Here is a 16,653-nt window from a genome sequence, read left to right as displayed (position 1 = left end):
AAGGCCCAGTAGCCGTCCCACGGCAGGGTGAACTCCACGACCACCTCGTCGTCCGAGGCGGCGTTCGCGTTGCTGAACACACTCGTGTGCGACAGGGACGACGTGAAGTACTTCCGGTACTGGTCACTGCGGTTGTACGCCATCGCCGCGCCGATGCCCGACACCGCCGGCCCGGCCAGCATCTGCTCCGCCTCGCCCCGCGACATCTTCCGGTACAGCCGCATCGGCTCCCCGGACCCCCGCGTGATCGGCGTCGGCGCCGCCGCGCGCTCCGCCCGCAGGGCCGCCAGTTCGTCGTGGAAGCGTTCCATCTGCGGACGCAGTCCGCGGTGCCGCGCCAGCTCCTGGGTGACCACGTCCTGCTCGTCGACGAACGCGTAGAACACGCTGGCGAAGTCCTGCGCGTCCTGACCCGCCCCGAACAGGTGATCCGCGTACGCCCGGTACAGCCTCGCCGTCACCTCGGGCGTCAGCCGGCCCGACGGAGCCGCGTGCACCACGACGCCACCGTCGGACTCCGCAGCCGCACCGGCCGGTACGGCGAGTCGGTAGTGCCGGTCGTCCAGGCTCAGGACGATGTGCGGGCGTGATCCGTCCGACTCGTCGAGGAGGTCCCGGAGCCGGTCGGAGCCGTCACGGTCGTCGGGGGCGCCCGGTGTGAAGTCCAGGAAGGTGCCGTCGTCGCGGACGACGGTCACGTCCACGCCGAAGGTGCGCGCGGCCAGCAGGGGCAGCAGGTCGGCGGCGGAGGTGTTCCAGCCGGCCTCGTCCGCGGCGTCGCCGGGGCGCGAGAGCTGGGCGACCGCCAGCTCGGCCCGGGCACGGTCGCTCAGGTGCACGGAGTGCGGCACGACGCCCAGGGCGTCGAACTCGCGGCGGCCCGGCGTGCCGGGCGCGAGGTCCGGTACGGGGCCGGTGGCGTCGATCTCGGCGGCGGTGAAGCGGTCGGTGCCGTCCGGGGCGAGGGCGGCGAGCAGGTCGGCGTCGGCCGGGTCGGTCAGCCGGGCGGCGACCAGGCGGCGCAGCGCGGCCGGGACCGCGGGACCGGCCGGATCGATGCCGTGCCGCAGGAGAAGGTCGGGGGCCGTTCTGGCCAGGCCCTCGGCGAGGGCGTGGAAGAAGGCGTCGCCGTCCCGGGGCACGTTGTGAAGGGTGTACGTCACCTGGTCGGGCGAGGTGATGCGGGTTCCGCCGGCGTCCCGGGTGTACCGGGGGAGGGGCGTGCGGGGGCGCGCGGGGGACGGCGCGGGCGGCGCCGTGTACGTGACGGGGGGCGGCTCGGGCAGGTCGCCGAGGCGGGCGCGTCCCTCCTCGGTGGCCGCCAGCCGGTGCCAGCGGGTGAGCCGGTCGGCCGCCGTCCGGACCCGGTGGACCTCGGTGGCGGCGTCCTCCGCGGCGGTGCGCAGGGCGTCCAGTTCGCCACGGCGGGCGTCGAAGGCCGCCTGCGCCGCGTCGAGGCGGCCGGTCGCCGCCTCGAGTGCCGCACGGGCGTCGGCGTCGGCACGGGCCGGTCCGGTGAGCCGCCGGCCGGCGGCGGCCTGCCGCGACCGGGCCTCGGCCACCCGCAGGTCCGCCGCCGTGGTGAGGTCGGCCGCCGTCCGCCGGGCGCGGACGGGATCCGGGACGAGGTCCGAGACCCCCGGCGTGGCGTTCCGCTCGGCGGTGGCCAGCAGGTCCACGGCCGTCTCGTGGGCGCGCCGCGCGGAGTCGGCCCGCAGGTCCGCGGCCTCGCGCAGGGCGGCGGCCGCGTCCAGCGCCGTGCGCAGCTCCTCCTCGGCCAGGTCGACGGCGTCCGCGTCGAGTTCGGGGTCCGGCAGCTCCGCCAGGCCCCGGAGGTTCGTCAGGGTGTCCTGAGCGGTGTCGGTCATGGCCTGGGCGCGGGCGTGGTCCTGCTCCGCGGCGCGCAGGGCGTCGTCCAGGGCGGTGCGGGTGGTGTCGAAGCGGTCGGCGGCGCCCGTCAGGTCACGCGCCGTGGTGTGGGCCGTGCGCGCGTCGGCCTCGGCCCGCAGGACGGCGACGTCCGCCGCGTCGGCGGCGTCCAGCAGGGGCCTCAGCCGGCGGGCCGCGGCGTCGGCGGTGCTCCGGGCGTCCGTCAGGCCGGCGCGGGCGGCGTCGAGGTCCTCGCGCAGGCGGACGGCCGTGCGGCGCTTCTTCCAGTAGGCCTTGTCGGCGTCGGTCCACGCCTTGGTCGCCGTGCCGACCGCGTCCCAGGCCTGGGCGGCCCGGGCGGGGAAGCTGGTGTCGTCGATCAGTCCGAGTTCTCGCGCGACGTCCTCGCGGACCCAGGCCAGCGCGTAGGTGCGGGAGCCGACCGCCTTGGGGCCGGGGCGCCGTATGCCGAACGTGCCCGCGAGGTACCGTCCGACGCGGGTGTCCTTGATGCCGCGGCGCACCTCGGCGACGCTCAGCCAGTCGGTGGGGACGGCGAACAGGAAGCTGCGGCCCGTCGTCGGCTTGACGTTGACGGACGACAGGTGGTCCTCACCGACGGGGGTGCTGTCGGAGTCGTTGGCGTACGGGCCGGTGCCGGCCGCGCCGATCTGGTTCACTCCGGTCGGCTCGGTGCGGACCATGACACCGCCGCCGAGGGCGGAGTCCTGGGTGTTGTCCTGCGAGACCGAGGTGCTCACGCCTTCCGCCGTCTCGCGCAGGACCTCCAGTTTCCGGCCGTCGACGACGCTCAGCAGTACGGCGGCGCCGAAGTCGGGCCTGGCGTGCAGGGCGAGGTGGGCGGAGTCGGTGCCGACGGGGTTGCGGTGCGTCAGCCCCGGCACCCGGTAGCCGACGGGGGACAGCGCCTGGTCGTAGAACGTGGACAGGGCGGTGTTGGTGGTGCCGTCCTCCAGCGCCTGCGCGGGGGCGCTGCCCGGCCGGGTGAGAGACGTGGCGCGGGTGCGGTGCAGCAGCCGGTCGCGGTCGCCGTCGGCGGTGGTGTCCGCGTCCAGGGCGGTGAGGTCGATGCCGAACGCCTCGGCGAGGGCGCGCTCGTTGGCCTCGTGGACGTGGTCGAGTCCGACGATGCGGCGGACGTGGAAGCCGTTCTCCGGGAAGGTGAACGGCCGCAGGGTGCCGTCGCCGTACCGGACGTCCGGGCCGAGCAGCTCGGGGCGGTGGCCGGAGCGGGGCCGGGCGGTGACGGTGAGGTCCGGCGGGGCGAGCCGGGGGTCCGGGGCGGGGCCCTGGGCGTCGGGGTCGGGGGCCATGAGACTGAGCGGGACGTACTCGACGAGGGTGCCGATGTCACCGGTCTCGGAGACGCGCTGCCTGCCGCCGAAGCGCCGCAGGGCGTCCCGCACCGGGGTGCCGTCGGCGCCGGTGCCCAGGGTGCCGTCGGCGGGCGCGTCGTCGAACTCCAGGGTGAGGCGCAGCCGGTACGGCGTGGCGATCTCGGCGTGCGGTTCGGTGGACGCCGCCCGGTAGGTGGTGCTGCTGGAGACGGAGTGCCCGGCGGAGACGGCGCGGCGGGAGGAACCGGTCTCGGTCCAGGTGGGGCCGGAGGCGACCGCGGTGGTGTCGCCGGTGCCCACCTGCTCGCCGACCAGCACCCCGACGTCGCTGCCCGAGCTGAACTCGGCGCCCTCCTGCACGGTCTCGACGGCGCGCCGGTTCTCCTCCATCTCGGCGCCGTGGTCGAGCATCTCGAAGGACGGGGTGCCGGGGAGCAGTTCGACGCGGACCCGGGCGCGCCGGCTGCCGACGCGGACGCCGCCCCAGCCCCAGGCGCCCGACCGGGTGAGGGAGGTGGCGCCGGAGCCGGTCAGCTCCCGGTCGAGTGCGCGCAGCACCCGGGAGGTGACCGCCAACCGGATCTGCTCACGGGCGTTGTGGTCCAGTCCGAGCCGGGCGACCTGCTCCTGGAAGGCGGCGAGCACCGTGGTCGGGTCGAGCGGGTTGACCGGGTAGGTGCCGAAGGAGTTGCCGCGCAGCCAGGGCTGCGGGGACCAGCCGTCGCGGGTGTAGCGGGGCACGTTGCCCAGCCCGTCGTCGATCAGCCCGAGCCGGTGGGCGCTCTTCTCCGGGACGTGGGCCAGCCAGCCACCGGGCACCTGGACGACGGAGCCCGCGGATCCCGCGAGGCCGGCCGGTATGAAGGACCGGTCGGCGGCGGCGGTGCCGAGCAGGCTCGACGTCATCGCCGCCCAGTGCTCCACGGTCCCGGTGACCAGCACCTGGTGGCCGAAGCCCTTGAGGTTCAGGTCGGCGACGACGCTGCGGCTGACGGACAGGTTCCGCTGGGAACTCTCCGACCAGGGGTTGGCCACGATGCCGTAGGTGCCCACCGGGCCGGGCCCGGAGCCGTGCGGCCGGGTGTAGGTGAGCTGGCCGCCGAACGAGTGGACGCTGCTCCTGCCGAGCTTCCCGGCGGCCTGGCTGCCGCTGCCGAGCACCGTCTCGGTGTCCATCGCGATCGCGCCCGTCAGGGCCCGCACGTCGGTGACGGCGGTGTAGTGCCGGAACGTCGCCCACAGGGTGGCGTACGGGGGCTTCGCCATCAGACCGGCGATGCCCAGGCCGAGCGCGCCGGAGCTCTGGTCGAAGTTGGCGGTGGCGAACTGCGGCTGGAAGGCGCGCATGACCGCCTCGCGGGCGGGCGCGCCCTCCTCGGTCAGCTGCCAGGCGCCGCCGGAGGCGCCGCGCACCACGTCGGCGACGGCGTCGACGAGCGCCGGGGGCACGACGACACCGATGGTGAGGAACGGATGCCTCTGCAGGTCCTGGAAGAGCCGGTCGCCCCGCCCGCCCGCCCGGCCCTCGGGCCGGGTCAGGTCGCCGGAGGCGAGCGCGAAGGCCCGGTCGCGGGGCATGGGGACGGCCTCCAGCGGGCCCCGCAGGGACAGGTACGGGTTGGCGGCGCCGGGGCGGTGCGGGTCCACGGCCGGGGTGTGCTGGTCGGGGACGCTGATCAGCACCTGGCCGGTCCGCGGACCGCCGCGCACGGCGGTGCCCCCGGAGGTGGTGCCGATCAGGAGGTCCTGCGGGCGGCTGAAGACGAACGGCCCGGTGCCCAGCAGCCCCAGGGAGGCCACGCCCCGCAGCAGGCCGCGGAAGCGCCAGTACCCGCCGTGGGTGACGGAGAGCGCCAGGTCGTAGCGGTAGAGGTGGGACGGCCCGGTGCTCACCGACATCGGCTCGTTGGTGGCGTTGAGGCCGAAGCCGGTCTCGTCGTCGTGCTGCACCCCGGAACGCCAGCCCAGGCTCAGCACACCCGCGTTGTCGGGGACGCCCACGGCGCCGCTGGTGAGGGTGTCCGGGTCGCGGAAGGCGAGCTGGAGGTCCACGCCGCCGGCCAGGGCGCGCTTGCGGCTCTCCTGGCCGTCCAGACGCTGGCCGCCGGGCGCGCTGTGGCGCAGCTTCAGGTCGGTCTGCCGGCCCTCGTAACGGCGGTTGGTCAGGTCGCCGTGCACCCAGATGTAGCGGTGGCCCTGCCCGAGGGTGCCCGGTTCGACGAGCCGGATCCGGACGCCCGTGCTGATCAGCGCCTCCATGCTGCCGGACAGGCTCTGGTGGGAGAGTGCGGTGAGGATCTCCAGGGTGTTGCCGACCGCCGTCCGGTAGGCGTCGGCGTCGCTCCACCGGTGCCCCGCGGCGCGGGCCGCCGCCGGTGTCAGCAGGGACCGGGCGCGGGCCAGGACCCCGGAGGAGGCGGGCGGGGCGAGCTGGTCCAGGGGGGCGACGAGTCCGGGGTACGCCTCGGCGACGGCGGCCAGGACCGCGTCGGCGAAGGAGTCCGGCAGGGTGAGGCCCTGGTCGTCGGCGCCGTCGGCGCCGTCGGTGCGCCGGCCGTCGGCGTGCGCCAACTCCTCGACGCGGTGCATGCCGAGGGTCACCGGGTGGTCGACGGTCAGATGGGCGGGCGCGAACGGCTCGGGCAGACCGTGCCGCTGCCGCAGCGTGGTCCCGTCGTCCCAGCCGGCGAGCCGGCGCGCCTCCGTGCGCGTCATCCGGTCCACGCTCCAGGTCTGGAAGCGCCGCGCGGGGGCGCCGCTGCCGCCGCGGCGGACGTGGACCGTCTTCTTCACCAGGTACAGACCGGTGGGGTCGCCCTTGACCTGCCCGGACGTCCTCAGGGCGCCGAACCCGCCGAGGGCCGCGGTTTGGGACACCGCGAACAGGTACCGGAACGCCGGGCCGAACTGCAGGCGCAGGTTGAGGGTGCCGTTGCCCAGGTCGAGGAAGTTGAACGCGGGGCCGACGACGCCGTCCACGCCGAAGTGGACGCCCCGGCCGAGACCACGGTCGTTGCGGACCACGGAGGAGTTGATGTCGCGCAGTTCGGCCTGGGAGGTCTCGCCGATGAGCCGGGCCTGCTCCGGAACGACCCGCTCGACGACGAAGAAGCCGAGAGGAGTCCGCTTGCGGTCGTCCGCGAACAGGGGCGCGGTGGCGAGCCGTCCCTGGGCCAGGAAGCGGGCGTGCCGCTGGAAGGAGTCGCTGGAGAAGAAGGTGTCCAGCTCCTGGTAGGCGGTGCTGCCGGGCCTGGCGCCGATCTCACCGGCCGCCCAGTCGCGGATCCGGGAGACCGGGCCGAAGCCCTCCGTGCGCACCAGGCGGTACTGGGAGCCGTGGTCGAGCGCGAGGGTGCGGGGGATCCGGCCGGGCCCGGACCGCTCGACCGCGCTGTCCGGCAGCCGCACCATCAGACCGTCGCGCACGGCGAAGGAGCGGGTCACGGGCTGCGGCGCGGGGTCCGGAGCGGGACCGGTCCCGTCCGCGGCGGGCGTCGGCGCGCCCACGTCGCGGCCGTCGGCGTCGGTCACCCTCAGCTCCAGGAACACGTCGTCCAGGTAGACCTTCGAACCGTCGAGGGTGCGGGTCTCCGTCTGGCTGACGACCTGGTCGGTCTGCCCGTAGCCGACCTTGCGGGTGAGGCCGCCGCGCAGCGCCAGACGCCCGAATCCGCCGAACGCCAGTGCGGAGGCCGGGCCCAGGAAGGGGCCGCCGAGACCGAGCTGGGTGACGGACTGCACGCCCTTGCTCTGCCCGGCCTGCAGCGTGGCCCGGTCCATGGTGTCGATCTTGCTGGGGGCGCCGTGGTCGTCGGCGAACCGCGACCAGTTGCCGTAGTGCCGGGCGGTGACGTGCAGCACGCGGGTCCGCCCGTCGGCGGCGGTGTACGGGAACGCGCGGCCCCCCGTCAGCGTGCGGGGGCGGCGGGCGAGCGTCATCCGGAGGTCGGCCATCAGGCCGGTGCCGGGCGGGGTGTCCCGGCCGGGGGTCCGCGGGCGCAGCGACGCGTCGCCGGACAGCAGGGAATCGACCTCGGCGAGCATCTGCGGGACGCCGCGCAGCGCCACGTCGCTCTGCCCGAACGTGACCGGATCCGCGAGGAGTTCGGCCAGCTGCCCGGCGGGTACGGCGGGCAGCAGCGAGGCGAGGTCGTCGATGTACGCGGGCATGACGGTGCCGTCGTCGAACCGTGCCGGCTCCCGCCGCGCGGCGGGAGCGGTGGCGGTGCGGTCGAGCCGGGGCGGCCGGGTGCGGTCCAGGTGGGTGTTGATCCAGTGCCGCTCACGAGGTGCGCGGGTGGTGGCGGAGGTCGTGGAGGAGCCGGAGCCGCTGGAACCGCTGGAGGTGGTGGTGACCGGGGCGAGCGGCGCGGGAGGGGTCTCGCCGTGCGGAAGGGCGTGCTCGGCACGGTCGTCGCCGGACCCGGACCCGGGTACGGGCCCGGATCCGGGCAGGGGCACGGGCACGGGCACGGACTTCGACCCGGTGAGGGTGACGGTGTCGGAGGTGGCGTCGGAGGCCGGGTGCGATGCCGTCCCGGAGGACTCCGGCACGACGGAGGACGTGGAGCCGGGCGTGGACGCGGGACCGGACACGGTGGCGAGGGGCGTCGCCGGGGGCGGGACCGGGGTCGGAATCTCGTCGGCCGGGACCGGGGCCGGGGTCTCGTCGGCGCCCGGTTCGGTGTGGGTGCCGGTGCCGGACGTCGTGCCGGGCGGCGGAACCGTCTCCGACGGGTTCGTCGACACGGTCCGCGGCTGCCGGGGCGCGTGCGGCTCGACCCCCAGGTGGACGTCGGCGGCCGTCACCGGGCGTCGCCCGATGGGCGCGGCGGCGGGGCGCTCCGGGGACGTCGGCGTGAGGTCGCCGACGAGGGCGGAGAGCAGCGCGAGGTGGCGGCCGCGCAGGCCGCCCTGGGCCAGTCCGTCCGTGGCGGTCCGGGTGTAGTCGCCCAGCAGGCTGCCGGGGATGTCGGGGCGCTGGGGCGCGGCCGGGTCACCGGCCCGCGCCTCGTCCCGGAGACCGAGCTGGTGGGCGATCTCATGGGCGTAGTCGACGGGGTCGGCGTCCGCCCACCAGGCGGTCCGCGTCATCTGCCGGTCGCGGCCGACGAACTCGACGTCGAGCGTGCCGGGGTGCGTGCCGGGCGGCACCTGCTCGACGGTGACGTGCAGCAGGTCGCCGTCGGCCAGGTGGTGCTCCGGGGCGTTGAAGTACGTCTCGACCCCGGAGCGCACCTTGTCCCAGACGTCGGCGGGCAGGCCGTCCGGGGCGGCGGCGACCCGCACGGTGAGGTCGGTGATCCACCGGCCGTCGTACTCGAAGCGGCGCGCGTCGAAGTGCGACCGGACGGTGTACTGCGTCGTCTGGCCGGGCCGTGCGGGGTCGGGGGGCGTGGAGACCGGGTCGACCCAGACGTGCGAACGGGTCACCGCGGGCGCGGCGGACCGTGCCGCCTCGAAGCCGGGACCGCCGGTCGGCGGCGCCGGTGCGGGGGCGGCCCCGGACAGCGAGGTGTCGGTACCGGTCGCCGTGACCGGCGCGGCCGAGGACGGCGCGTCGTGGAGGGCGTCGTGGATGTCCGGGCGTGCGTCGGTGTCCAGGCCGGTCGCGTCGTCCTCCGCGGCGATGCGCCGTTCACCCTGCGCGTCGGGGGTGGCCGCGGACGTCGTCGTACGGGGCGCGGGGGGCAGCACGTCGGCCGGCCCGTGCTCCGACTGCTCCCCGGACGGGTCCTGCCCGGGGAGGCCGGACAGGGACGTGCCGTCCTCGGCGCCGCCCTGCGCCCGGGTACCGGCGCCGCTGCCGCGCGGCACACCCGTGCCGGTGTCGTCGCCGTGGACCGAGGGGGAGTGCGTGAGGGGGTCGTCGGTGTCCCGGCCCGCCGGGACCTCCGTGGCCTCGGGCGTCGGGTCGCCGGTCCGCCCGGTGCTCTCCGGCACCACGCGCGGGCCGGCCGACGGAGCGCCGAGGCCGGTGCCGGTGCCCGTGTGCGGCGCGGGGGTGCCGGGAGCGGTCACGCCCGTCGGGCCGGCCGTGGAGTCCGTGCCGTCGCCGGTCCCGGTGCCGAGGAGGTCCGTCACGATGCCGTCGGTGCCCCGTGCGGTGTCACCGTCGAAGTCACCGAGGGAGGCGGTCGAGGGGAGGAGGCCCTTGGCGGTGAGCGGCGAGGACGCCCCCGCCGGATCGAAGCCGACGGGGGTGCGCGGGACGGACGTCGATCCGTACGTGGTGTCGGAGGAGACCGAGTCGGTGTCGGAGAAGTCGGACGGCGACGTGTCGTCCAGGGACGACACCTCCGAGGCGCTGTCGTGGCCGTCGTCGTGAACCGGCGGCGTGGAGGCGGACACCGGGGCCGGGAGGTCCGTCAGCGGGGTGGACACCACCGTCGGCGGCACGGTGGTCACCGGCGGCGGGACGGTGGTCACCGGCGGCGGGACGACGGTGGTGTCGGGGGTGGTGGTGCTGGTGGTCGTGGGCAGCGGCGAGGGCACGGGCGCCGGGGCCGGTCCCGGACCGGGGACGGTCGAGCCGCTCGGTCCCCCGTCGCCTCCGCCTCCGCCGATGCCGAGCAGCGAGGTGTCGTTGACGTCGCCGAAGTCGGTGTCGGCGTTGAACTTGTGGTGCAGCCACAGGGCGCCGCCCGCCGCGGCACCGCCGGCGATCACGTCGAACACCGAGCTGGTGCCGGAGCCGACGAACGTCTCCCACTTGAAGTCCCAGTCGCCCTCGAAGGCACCCTGGATGAGGTACTCACCGACCGACTCGCTGACCGCGCCGACGACGAACGCCCCGCCCAGCTCACCGGCCCCGTTCAGGGTGATGTTCCAGTTGGGGTGGTTCTTGACGAAGCTGTCGAAGTCGTCGAAGGAGTTCTTGAACCAGTTCTTCAGGTGATTGCCGCCGAACTCCAGGACCGATCCGAGCGCGCCGACGACCGCGCCGAACGCCGCCGCCTTGCCGACGTCCTTCCAGTCGATCCCGTCGGGCTTGCGGTCACCGGAGTTCAGGACGATCTGCGCGAGCCGCACCGCCAGGGTCTGCAGCGCCTCCGACATCGCCTCGGTGAGTGCCGGCGCGAGGTGCGACATCCGCAGCAGGCGCTGGACGATGAGCAGCACGGCCAGCCTGCTGCGAGCCCGGGCCAGCGCCATCTGGGAGAGGGAGGTGCCACCGGTGATCGCCGCCAGCGCCGCCAGCAGGGCCAGCTCGATGAGGAGCATGACGATCTCGGCGATGATCTCCCACTTCGCCGCCTGGATCTTGATCGAGTGGTCGACCTGGCCGCGGGCGATCTCGTCGAGCTGGTCGATCATGCGGTCGAGGTGGTTGACGCCGCCGTCGTCGGTCAGCATCGACAGACCGCGGACGTACTGGGCGCCGACGTCCTTGGGCAGGGAGGTGGAGGCCTCGGAGATCGAACGCCGGATCTCCTCGTTCAGCCTGCGGATGCCGCGGCCGAAGTCCTGGTACAGCTCCTGGCTGGCGTAGGCGAGGTTCTCCCTGGCCTGCAACGGCATCTCGCCGATGAGGATCCAGAGCATCTTCCTGACGTCCTCAGGAAAGTTGATCTCCTGCACCGAAACTCCGCTCACCTTGAACCGTCGGCCACGGGCCTGTCCGTGGGGACCTGTCGACGCCCGCCGCCGTGCTCCCCGGCCGGGGCCGCGGTCCGTGTCGGACACCGCCGCCCCGGCCGGGGACACCACCTCTTCGTGTCAGTGACGCCCGCCGGGCCCGTCACCGGTTTCGCCGCCGCCGAGGGCCTCCTCGGTCTTGCGCCGGTGCTCGCGGATGCGCTCGCTCGAGTCGGACCGGGTCCGCTCGATGTTCTCCAGGTTCGCGAGCGTCGCGGAGACCAGACCGTCCAACGCCTCGAACAGGCTGTTGCTGGTGTCCAGGCAGTAGGCGTTGTTGCGCTCGTAGACGGGGCGGACCTCGCGGGCGAAGTCGTCCGTCCAGCCGGGCCACTCCGTGTAGGTCCGCTCCTGGCTGAGGAAGTCCTGCCCCAACTGGCGTGCGAGGAGCGGAAGTTGTTTCATCCGCTCGATGCTGTTCCGGAGAGCGGCGGTATTCGCCTCGTACGCGTCGCTCATGATCGGCCCCTTCCGCGGGTCGTGCCGTCGTCGGCGTCCTCGTCGATCTCGTCGTGCAGCCGGCTTCCGCCGCGCCGGCCGTTCCCGTCGGTCTCCGCGCTCAGCGCCGACCCGAAGATGCGGTTCCAGTCGATGTCGACGCCGCGCAGCTCCGGGACGTCGGCGCTGGGCTCGGCCAGCGGGGCGAAGGTGGCCATCACCTCACGGGCCATCTGCGCGCGGCCCCGCCCGACCGCCTCCATCACGGAGGCGGCCAGCTGGGTGGCGTTCATCGAGCGGTACTTGTTGTCCAGGAACTTCAGTCCGGTCAGCTCTCCGGCCGGACCGACCGTCACCTCGACGGCCCGGTCCCGGGAGCGCACGCTCGCGGAGGCGTGGGAGAGCCGTTCCTCGGCCCGCGCCACGGCGGCCTGCACGGACTCCAGTTCGGCCATCGCCTTGGCGATGCGCTGCTCGATCGGTTCGGTCACGGGGTCGTCCTTCGCTGTGCTGTGCTGTTCATCGGCCGATGACGGCGGGTGCGCCGCCCTCGTCGGTGCCCCAGACGTCGTCGTCGTCCTGCGCCCAGACCTCCCGCGCCCGGTCGCCGCTCTGGGTCTGCGGCTGGCCTCCGGGGCCGCCGGGGGTACCGCCCATGGGCAGGAACGGGCTGCCGCTGGTGGTCGCGGCGGAGGCGCGGGCCGGGGACACCCGCACGTCGTTCTCCTCCTGGACGGAGCGTGCCGCGGGGCCCGCTCCGGGACGGCCGCCCCGGCTGTTCAGCGGCTGCCCGCTGTCGATGACGTTGCGGACACGCTCCGACTCCGACTGGTTGCCGGCACCCGCGCCGCCCATCGGCATACCGCCCATCGGCATGCCGCCCATCGGCATGCCCCCCATGCCGCTCATGCCGAGGCCGCCGGGCAGCGAGCCGGTGTTGAGCGGAGTGCCGGTCTCCGCCTCGCGCTGCGCCGCGGTCATCGCGGGCGTCGAGGGGGAGGCGTACGGCGACTCGTAGGGGGACTCGTCGTACAACTCCTCCTCGTAGGAGCCGAAGTCGTAGGAGGGCGAGGTGAAGGAGGGTGGGGCGTAGGAGGGCGAGGTGGAGGAGGACGGCAGCGACGAACCGGTGCCGGAGAGGGAGGGCAGGTCGCCGAGGGAGCCGTTGAGGTTGCCGGTGGTGACGGTGCCGTCCGGGCGGGTGGTGGTGCCGATGCCGGTGTCCGGGTCGACCCTCGTGACCGTGCCGTCCGGGTGCTCGGTGACGATGTCGCCGTTCCGGTCCAGGTGGGTGGTGCTGCCGTCGGGGTGGGGCAGCAGGTCGCCGATGTTGAGGGGGCCGGTCTCCACCGTGCCGTCCGGCCGGGTGACCGTCGCCGTACGGTTGTCGGGGTCGATCTGCACCTTGCTGCCGTCCGGGTACTCCGTGACGAGCCGGCCGCTGTCGTCGAGGGTGGTCCTGCTGCCCCCCGGGTTGGTCAGCGTGCCGTCCTCGGAGTACGGGTTCGAGCCGAGCCCGTCCGGACGCAGGGAGCCCAGGTCACCGAGGTTCAGGTCGCCGGAGCCGAGCGAGACGCCGCCCGGATTCAGGTCGCCGCCGGAGCCGGGGAGGCCGCCGCCCGGATTGAGCAGTCCCTCGGACTGCCTCTCGTAGGCGGCCTGGGCCTGCTGGTAGGCCTCCTCCTGCCGCTGCTGCGCCTCCTCCTGCCGGGCCTGCCGCTCGGCCTCCTGCTTCTCCTGCTCGGTCAGCAGCTGTTCCTGGCGCAGTTCCTGCTCGGTCCGGAGCCTGTTCTGCTCCTCCTCCTGCTGCCGCATCTGCTCCTCGGCCTTGGCCTCGGCCTCGGCCTGCTTCTGCTCGGCCTCCTTCTCCTTCTGCTCCTGCTTCGCCTCGGCCTCGGCCTGCTTCCGCTCGGCCTCCGCCTCCTTCTCCGCCTGCTCGGCCTCGGCCTCCGCCTCCTTCGCGTCCGCCTCCGCCTCGGCCTCGGCCTGCTTCCGCTCCTGCTCCTGGCGGGCCTTCTCCTGGTCGGCGCGCGCCATGTTGAACTGGCTCAGCTGCATCTGCTCCGCGCGGGCCTGGGCCTCCTCCTGCTTCTTCTGGGCCTCCTCCTGCTTGGCCTCCTGCTCGGCCCGCACCTGCTCGGCCCTGGCCTCCGCCTCGGCCTGCTTGGCCTCGGCCTCCGCCTCCTTCTCCGCCTGCTTCTGCTCGGCCTCCTTCTCCTTCTGTTCCGCCTTGGCCTCGGCCTCGGCCTGCTTCCGCTCGGCCTCCGCCTCCTTCTCCGCCTGCTTCTGCTCGGCCTCCTTCTCCTTCTGCTCCGCCTTGGCCTCCGCCTCGGCCTGCTTCTGCTCCGCCTCCTTCTCCTTGCGCTCCTGCTCGGCCTTGGCCTCCGCCTCCTTGCGCTCCTGCTCCGCCTTGGCCTCGGCTTCCTTGCGCTCCTGCTCCGCCTTGGCGGCGGCCGCCTTCTCCTCGGCCTCCTTCTCCTTGCGTTCCTGCTCGGCCTTGGCCTCGGCGGCCTGGTCCTTCTGCCACTGCATGAACTCGTCCTGCTTGCGCTGGGCCTCCTCCGCCGCCTTCTTGGCGTCGTCCGCCTGCTTCTCGGCCAGGTCCTCCTTGTAGGAGCTGGTGAGGTCGCTCTCACCGCGAACCTTGACCGAACCGAGGTCGATGGTGGTGGGACTCCAGCTGTTGTGGATCGCCTTGAGGGCCGCCTCGGCCGGCTCCACGAGGTCCCTGATGACGTACGCCTGCCAGTGCTGGACGGCCCGTTCCCCCACGGCCTTCCAGGTGCTCAGCTCGTCCAGCGGACCGAAGTTGTCGCTCTTGCCGTGCCGGGTGGCCGTCTGGTCGAAGCCCGCCTTGGCGTGGTACGTGGTGTAGTAACTCGTCGTGTACAGACCACCGGTGCTGTTCACCTTGTAGGTGATCTGCTTGATGTTGTTCTCCCACACGTGGTCGGTGATGTCCACGAGCAGCTTGTTCAGCGCGATCAGCGGGTTGCTGTGCTGGGTGACCCAGGTCATCCAGGAACGGTGCAGCTCGACCACGGCGTCACGGAACGCGCCGCGGGCCTCGCGCAGGATGTTGCCCTGCTTGGAGAGACCGTTGGCGGCGCCCATGTCGTCGGCGAAGCCCTTGTACTGCCGGTTGATGGTGTCGATCAGGGTCCAGAAGACGCCGGCGGCCTGGCCGCGCCAGGCGTCGTCCTGCTCGGTGCCCACCCGGCGCTGCCACTCCGCGACGACCTTCTCCTGGGTGGAGAAGAACTGGGCGACCCGGTCGAAGGCGGCGGCCGCCGTGTCGAAGGACTTCAGCGAGACGGCCCCCGCGTCCAGCACGTTCTTGTTGTTCCAGCCGAAACCGACCGTGCCGTTCTCGTTGTAGAGCAGCGCCTCCATCGCGCGCCCCGTCCCGTAGGCGTACTGGGTCAGCTTCTCGGTCGACCAGGTCGCCTTGTCACCGCTCAGACCGAGGTGGTTGTCGTACTGGCTCTTGAACTCCCCGCCCTCCACCACACCGCCCGACGGGCCGTCGTCACCCTTGTTGCCCAGCATGGTGATGCGGGCCTTGTACATCGAGACCTGGTCGCCCGCGGACGCGTCGTCCCCGCCCGTCGTGTAGAAGGGGATGACGAAGTCGGTGTTCTCGATGCGGTAACCCGCGTTCTCGACACGCCAGTTGAAGTCGTTGGGGTCGACGTAGTCGACGTGTCTCTGCCGGGTGAGCTCCACCTTCATCTGCGGGATGCCGTCGTTGCCCATGAGGGACTCGAAGAGCGTGTCCCGGTGGGGCGCGTCGTACCCGGTGAACCAGTACGCCGCCTTCTGCCAGGAGTCGTTGTCTGCGTCGAGCGCCCTGACGTGCTCTTCCGGTACTTCGTCTTCTGCCACGGTCTGACTCCGTCGAGGGGGGTGGGGCGTAGGTGGAGTTCCAGGGCTGCGCGGGGATTGCCGCGTCGAGGGAGGCCTAGTCGTCCTCGTCGCCGCCGGCCTCGCCCAGGGTGTCGTCGACGTCCTCGAAGATGTCGAGCAGCTTGTCGCCGTCGATCCTGGCGAGGTTCGCGCCCTGGGTGTCGAACAGTTCCTCGATGCTGGTGCGCAGGTTGTCGTCGATGTCGTCGAAGAGCTGCACCTGGTTCTCCAGGATGGGCACGAGTTCCTTGATGAGGTTGGTGACCGCCTCGACGAGCGCGGCGCCGTTCACCGTCTCGTTGTCGGCCATGTAACCGATCATCAGTGGCCGGGTCGCCTCGATCGGCCAGTCGTCGGTCACCTTGCCCCTCGCGCTCAGGTTCTCCAGCGACGGGATGACCTCGCCGGTCGTGGAGAGCCCGTCCTGGGTGATCTTCTTCAGCGCGTCGCGGAAGTTGAGGATGTCGTGGTTGAGGAAGTTCTCCAACCAGGCCTTGTCGAGATTGACCGTCGTGCCGTCGTCCGCCATGTCCTTCTCCTGCCGGGACTGTCACTGTCGGGGAACCGGACGGGCGGCCCGCCCTGAGGTGCCGGGGGCCGCCCTCCGGTGACGGGGGTACGGGCCGGGCCGGCTCAGCGGCCGACGCGGACCTCGCTCCACAGCTGGGTCAGGGACTTCTCGCTGTACTGGTAGTTCCCGGAGACCTCGGTCAGCAGGTGGGAGTGGTTCTCCAGGAGGTCCTGCATCGCCTGGACGGCGTTGTTCCAGGCGGTCTGCTTGTCGTTGTAGACCTCGCGGTCGTCACCTTCCCAGGTCGCCTTGAGCGCCTGGAGTTCGGCGTCCAGGTTGACCAGGATGCTGGCGATCGCCCGGGTCTGCTGGACCATGTCGTCGGCCGCGTTCGACATGTGCCGGTAGTCGACGTAGATGTGTCCGTCGGTGAAGTCGCTCATCGTGAGGGCCTCGTCTCGCAACAGTTACGGAGGGAAGGGGAGGGAGGGGCGGTGCCCCGGCCCGGCGCGGGGACGCGCTCCGGTGTCAGCCGCTCAGCGCGTCGAAGACGGCCTGCGACTGGGTGTACGAGTTGTTGATGGCCTCGTTGTTGGACCCCTGGGTCAGGCCCTGGACCCGGAGGGTCTCGTTGAGGGTGTCCACCATTTCCCGGACGTTCCTGGAGATGATCTCGGCCTGGTCGTCCCAGAGCTTGAGCAGGTCCTGGAAGGCCTTGCCGTCCGAGCCCTTCAGCCCGGAGGCGAGGTTGAACTTCATGTTCTCGACGTCCTGCCTGCAGTTCTGCACGCCGGTGAAGGCCGACTCGAGAGCCTGAATGCCGTTCCGGGTCGCCTGCTCCTCCGACTGCTGGAAGCCTGCCATGTACCGCACCTCCTGATGATCGCGCCGCCTGGCCCCGGCGGCCGGCCGTGCCCGCGGCCGGCCGCGGAC

Annotated in this window: 6 protein-coding genes and 1 pseudogene; all 7 read right to left on the bottom strand. The window is 73.1% G+C overall.

The window, feature by feature from the left end:
• Nucleotides 1–10,808: pseudogene (locus ACWD3O_RS29420) on the bottom strand (hypothetical protein); the annotation flags it as partial.
• 138 nt (nt 10,809–10,946) lie between these two features.
• A complete protein-coding gene (locus tag ACWD3O_RS29415) occupies nt 10,947–11,324 on the bottom strand; it encodes a hypothetical protein (protein ID WP_451412199.1) in 378 nt (125 codons plus the stop codon).
• Nucleotides 11,321–11,794 (bottom strand): YbaB/EbfC family nucleoid-associated protein, encoded by a 474-nt coding sequence (locus ACWD3O_RS29410; protein ID WP_451418003.1) that lies wholly within the window; start codon nt 11,792–11,794, stop codon nt 11,321–11,323. Before ACWD3O_RS29410 ends, ACWD3O_RS29415 begins: the two co-directional genes overlap by 4 nt.
• A 28-nt stretch (nt 11,795–11,822) precedes the next feature.
• The gene (locus ACWD3O_RS29405; RefSeq protein WP_451418002.1) at nt 11,823–15,188 is read right to left on the bottom strand and encodes an AAWKG family protein; all 3,366 of its coding nucleotides are present in this window, start codon (nt 15,186–15,188) and stop codon (nt 11,823–11,825) included.
• 76 nt (nt 15,189–15,264) lie between these two features.
• Nucleotides 15,265–15,738, bottom strand: a complete 474-nt coding sequence (locus ACWD3O_RS29400; protein WP_451412202.1) for a type VII secretion system-associated protein — start codon at nt 15,736–15,738, stop codon at nt 15,265–15,267.
• Nucleotides 15,739–15,842: 104 nt separating this feature from the next.
• Entirely contained in the window at nt 15,843–16,163 is a 321-nt protein-coding gene (locus tag ACWD3O_RS29395; protein ID WP_280868926.1) for a WXG100 family type VII secretion target, read from the bottom strand.
• An 85-nt stretch (nt 16,164–16,248) separates the two neighbouring features.
• Nucleotides 16,249–16,584 carry a hypothetical protein gene (locus ACWD3O_RS29390; RefSeq protein ID WP_451412203.1) on the bottom strand — a complete coding sequence of 112 codons (336 nt, stop codon included), beginning with the start codon at nt 16,582–16,584 and terminating at the stop codon, nt 16,249–16,251.
• Nucleotides 16,585–16,653 lie beyond the last annotated feature (69 nt).

The organism is Streptomyces sp. NPDC002640, from assembly GCF_053592575.1.
This window is presented reverse-complemented; position numbering and strand designations above follow the sequence as displayed.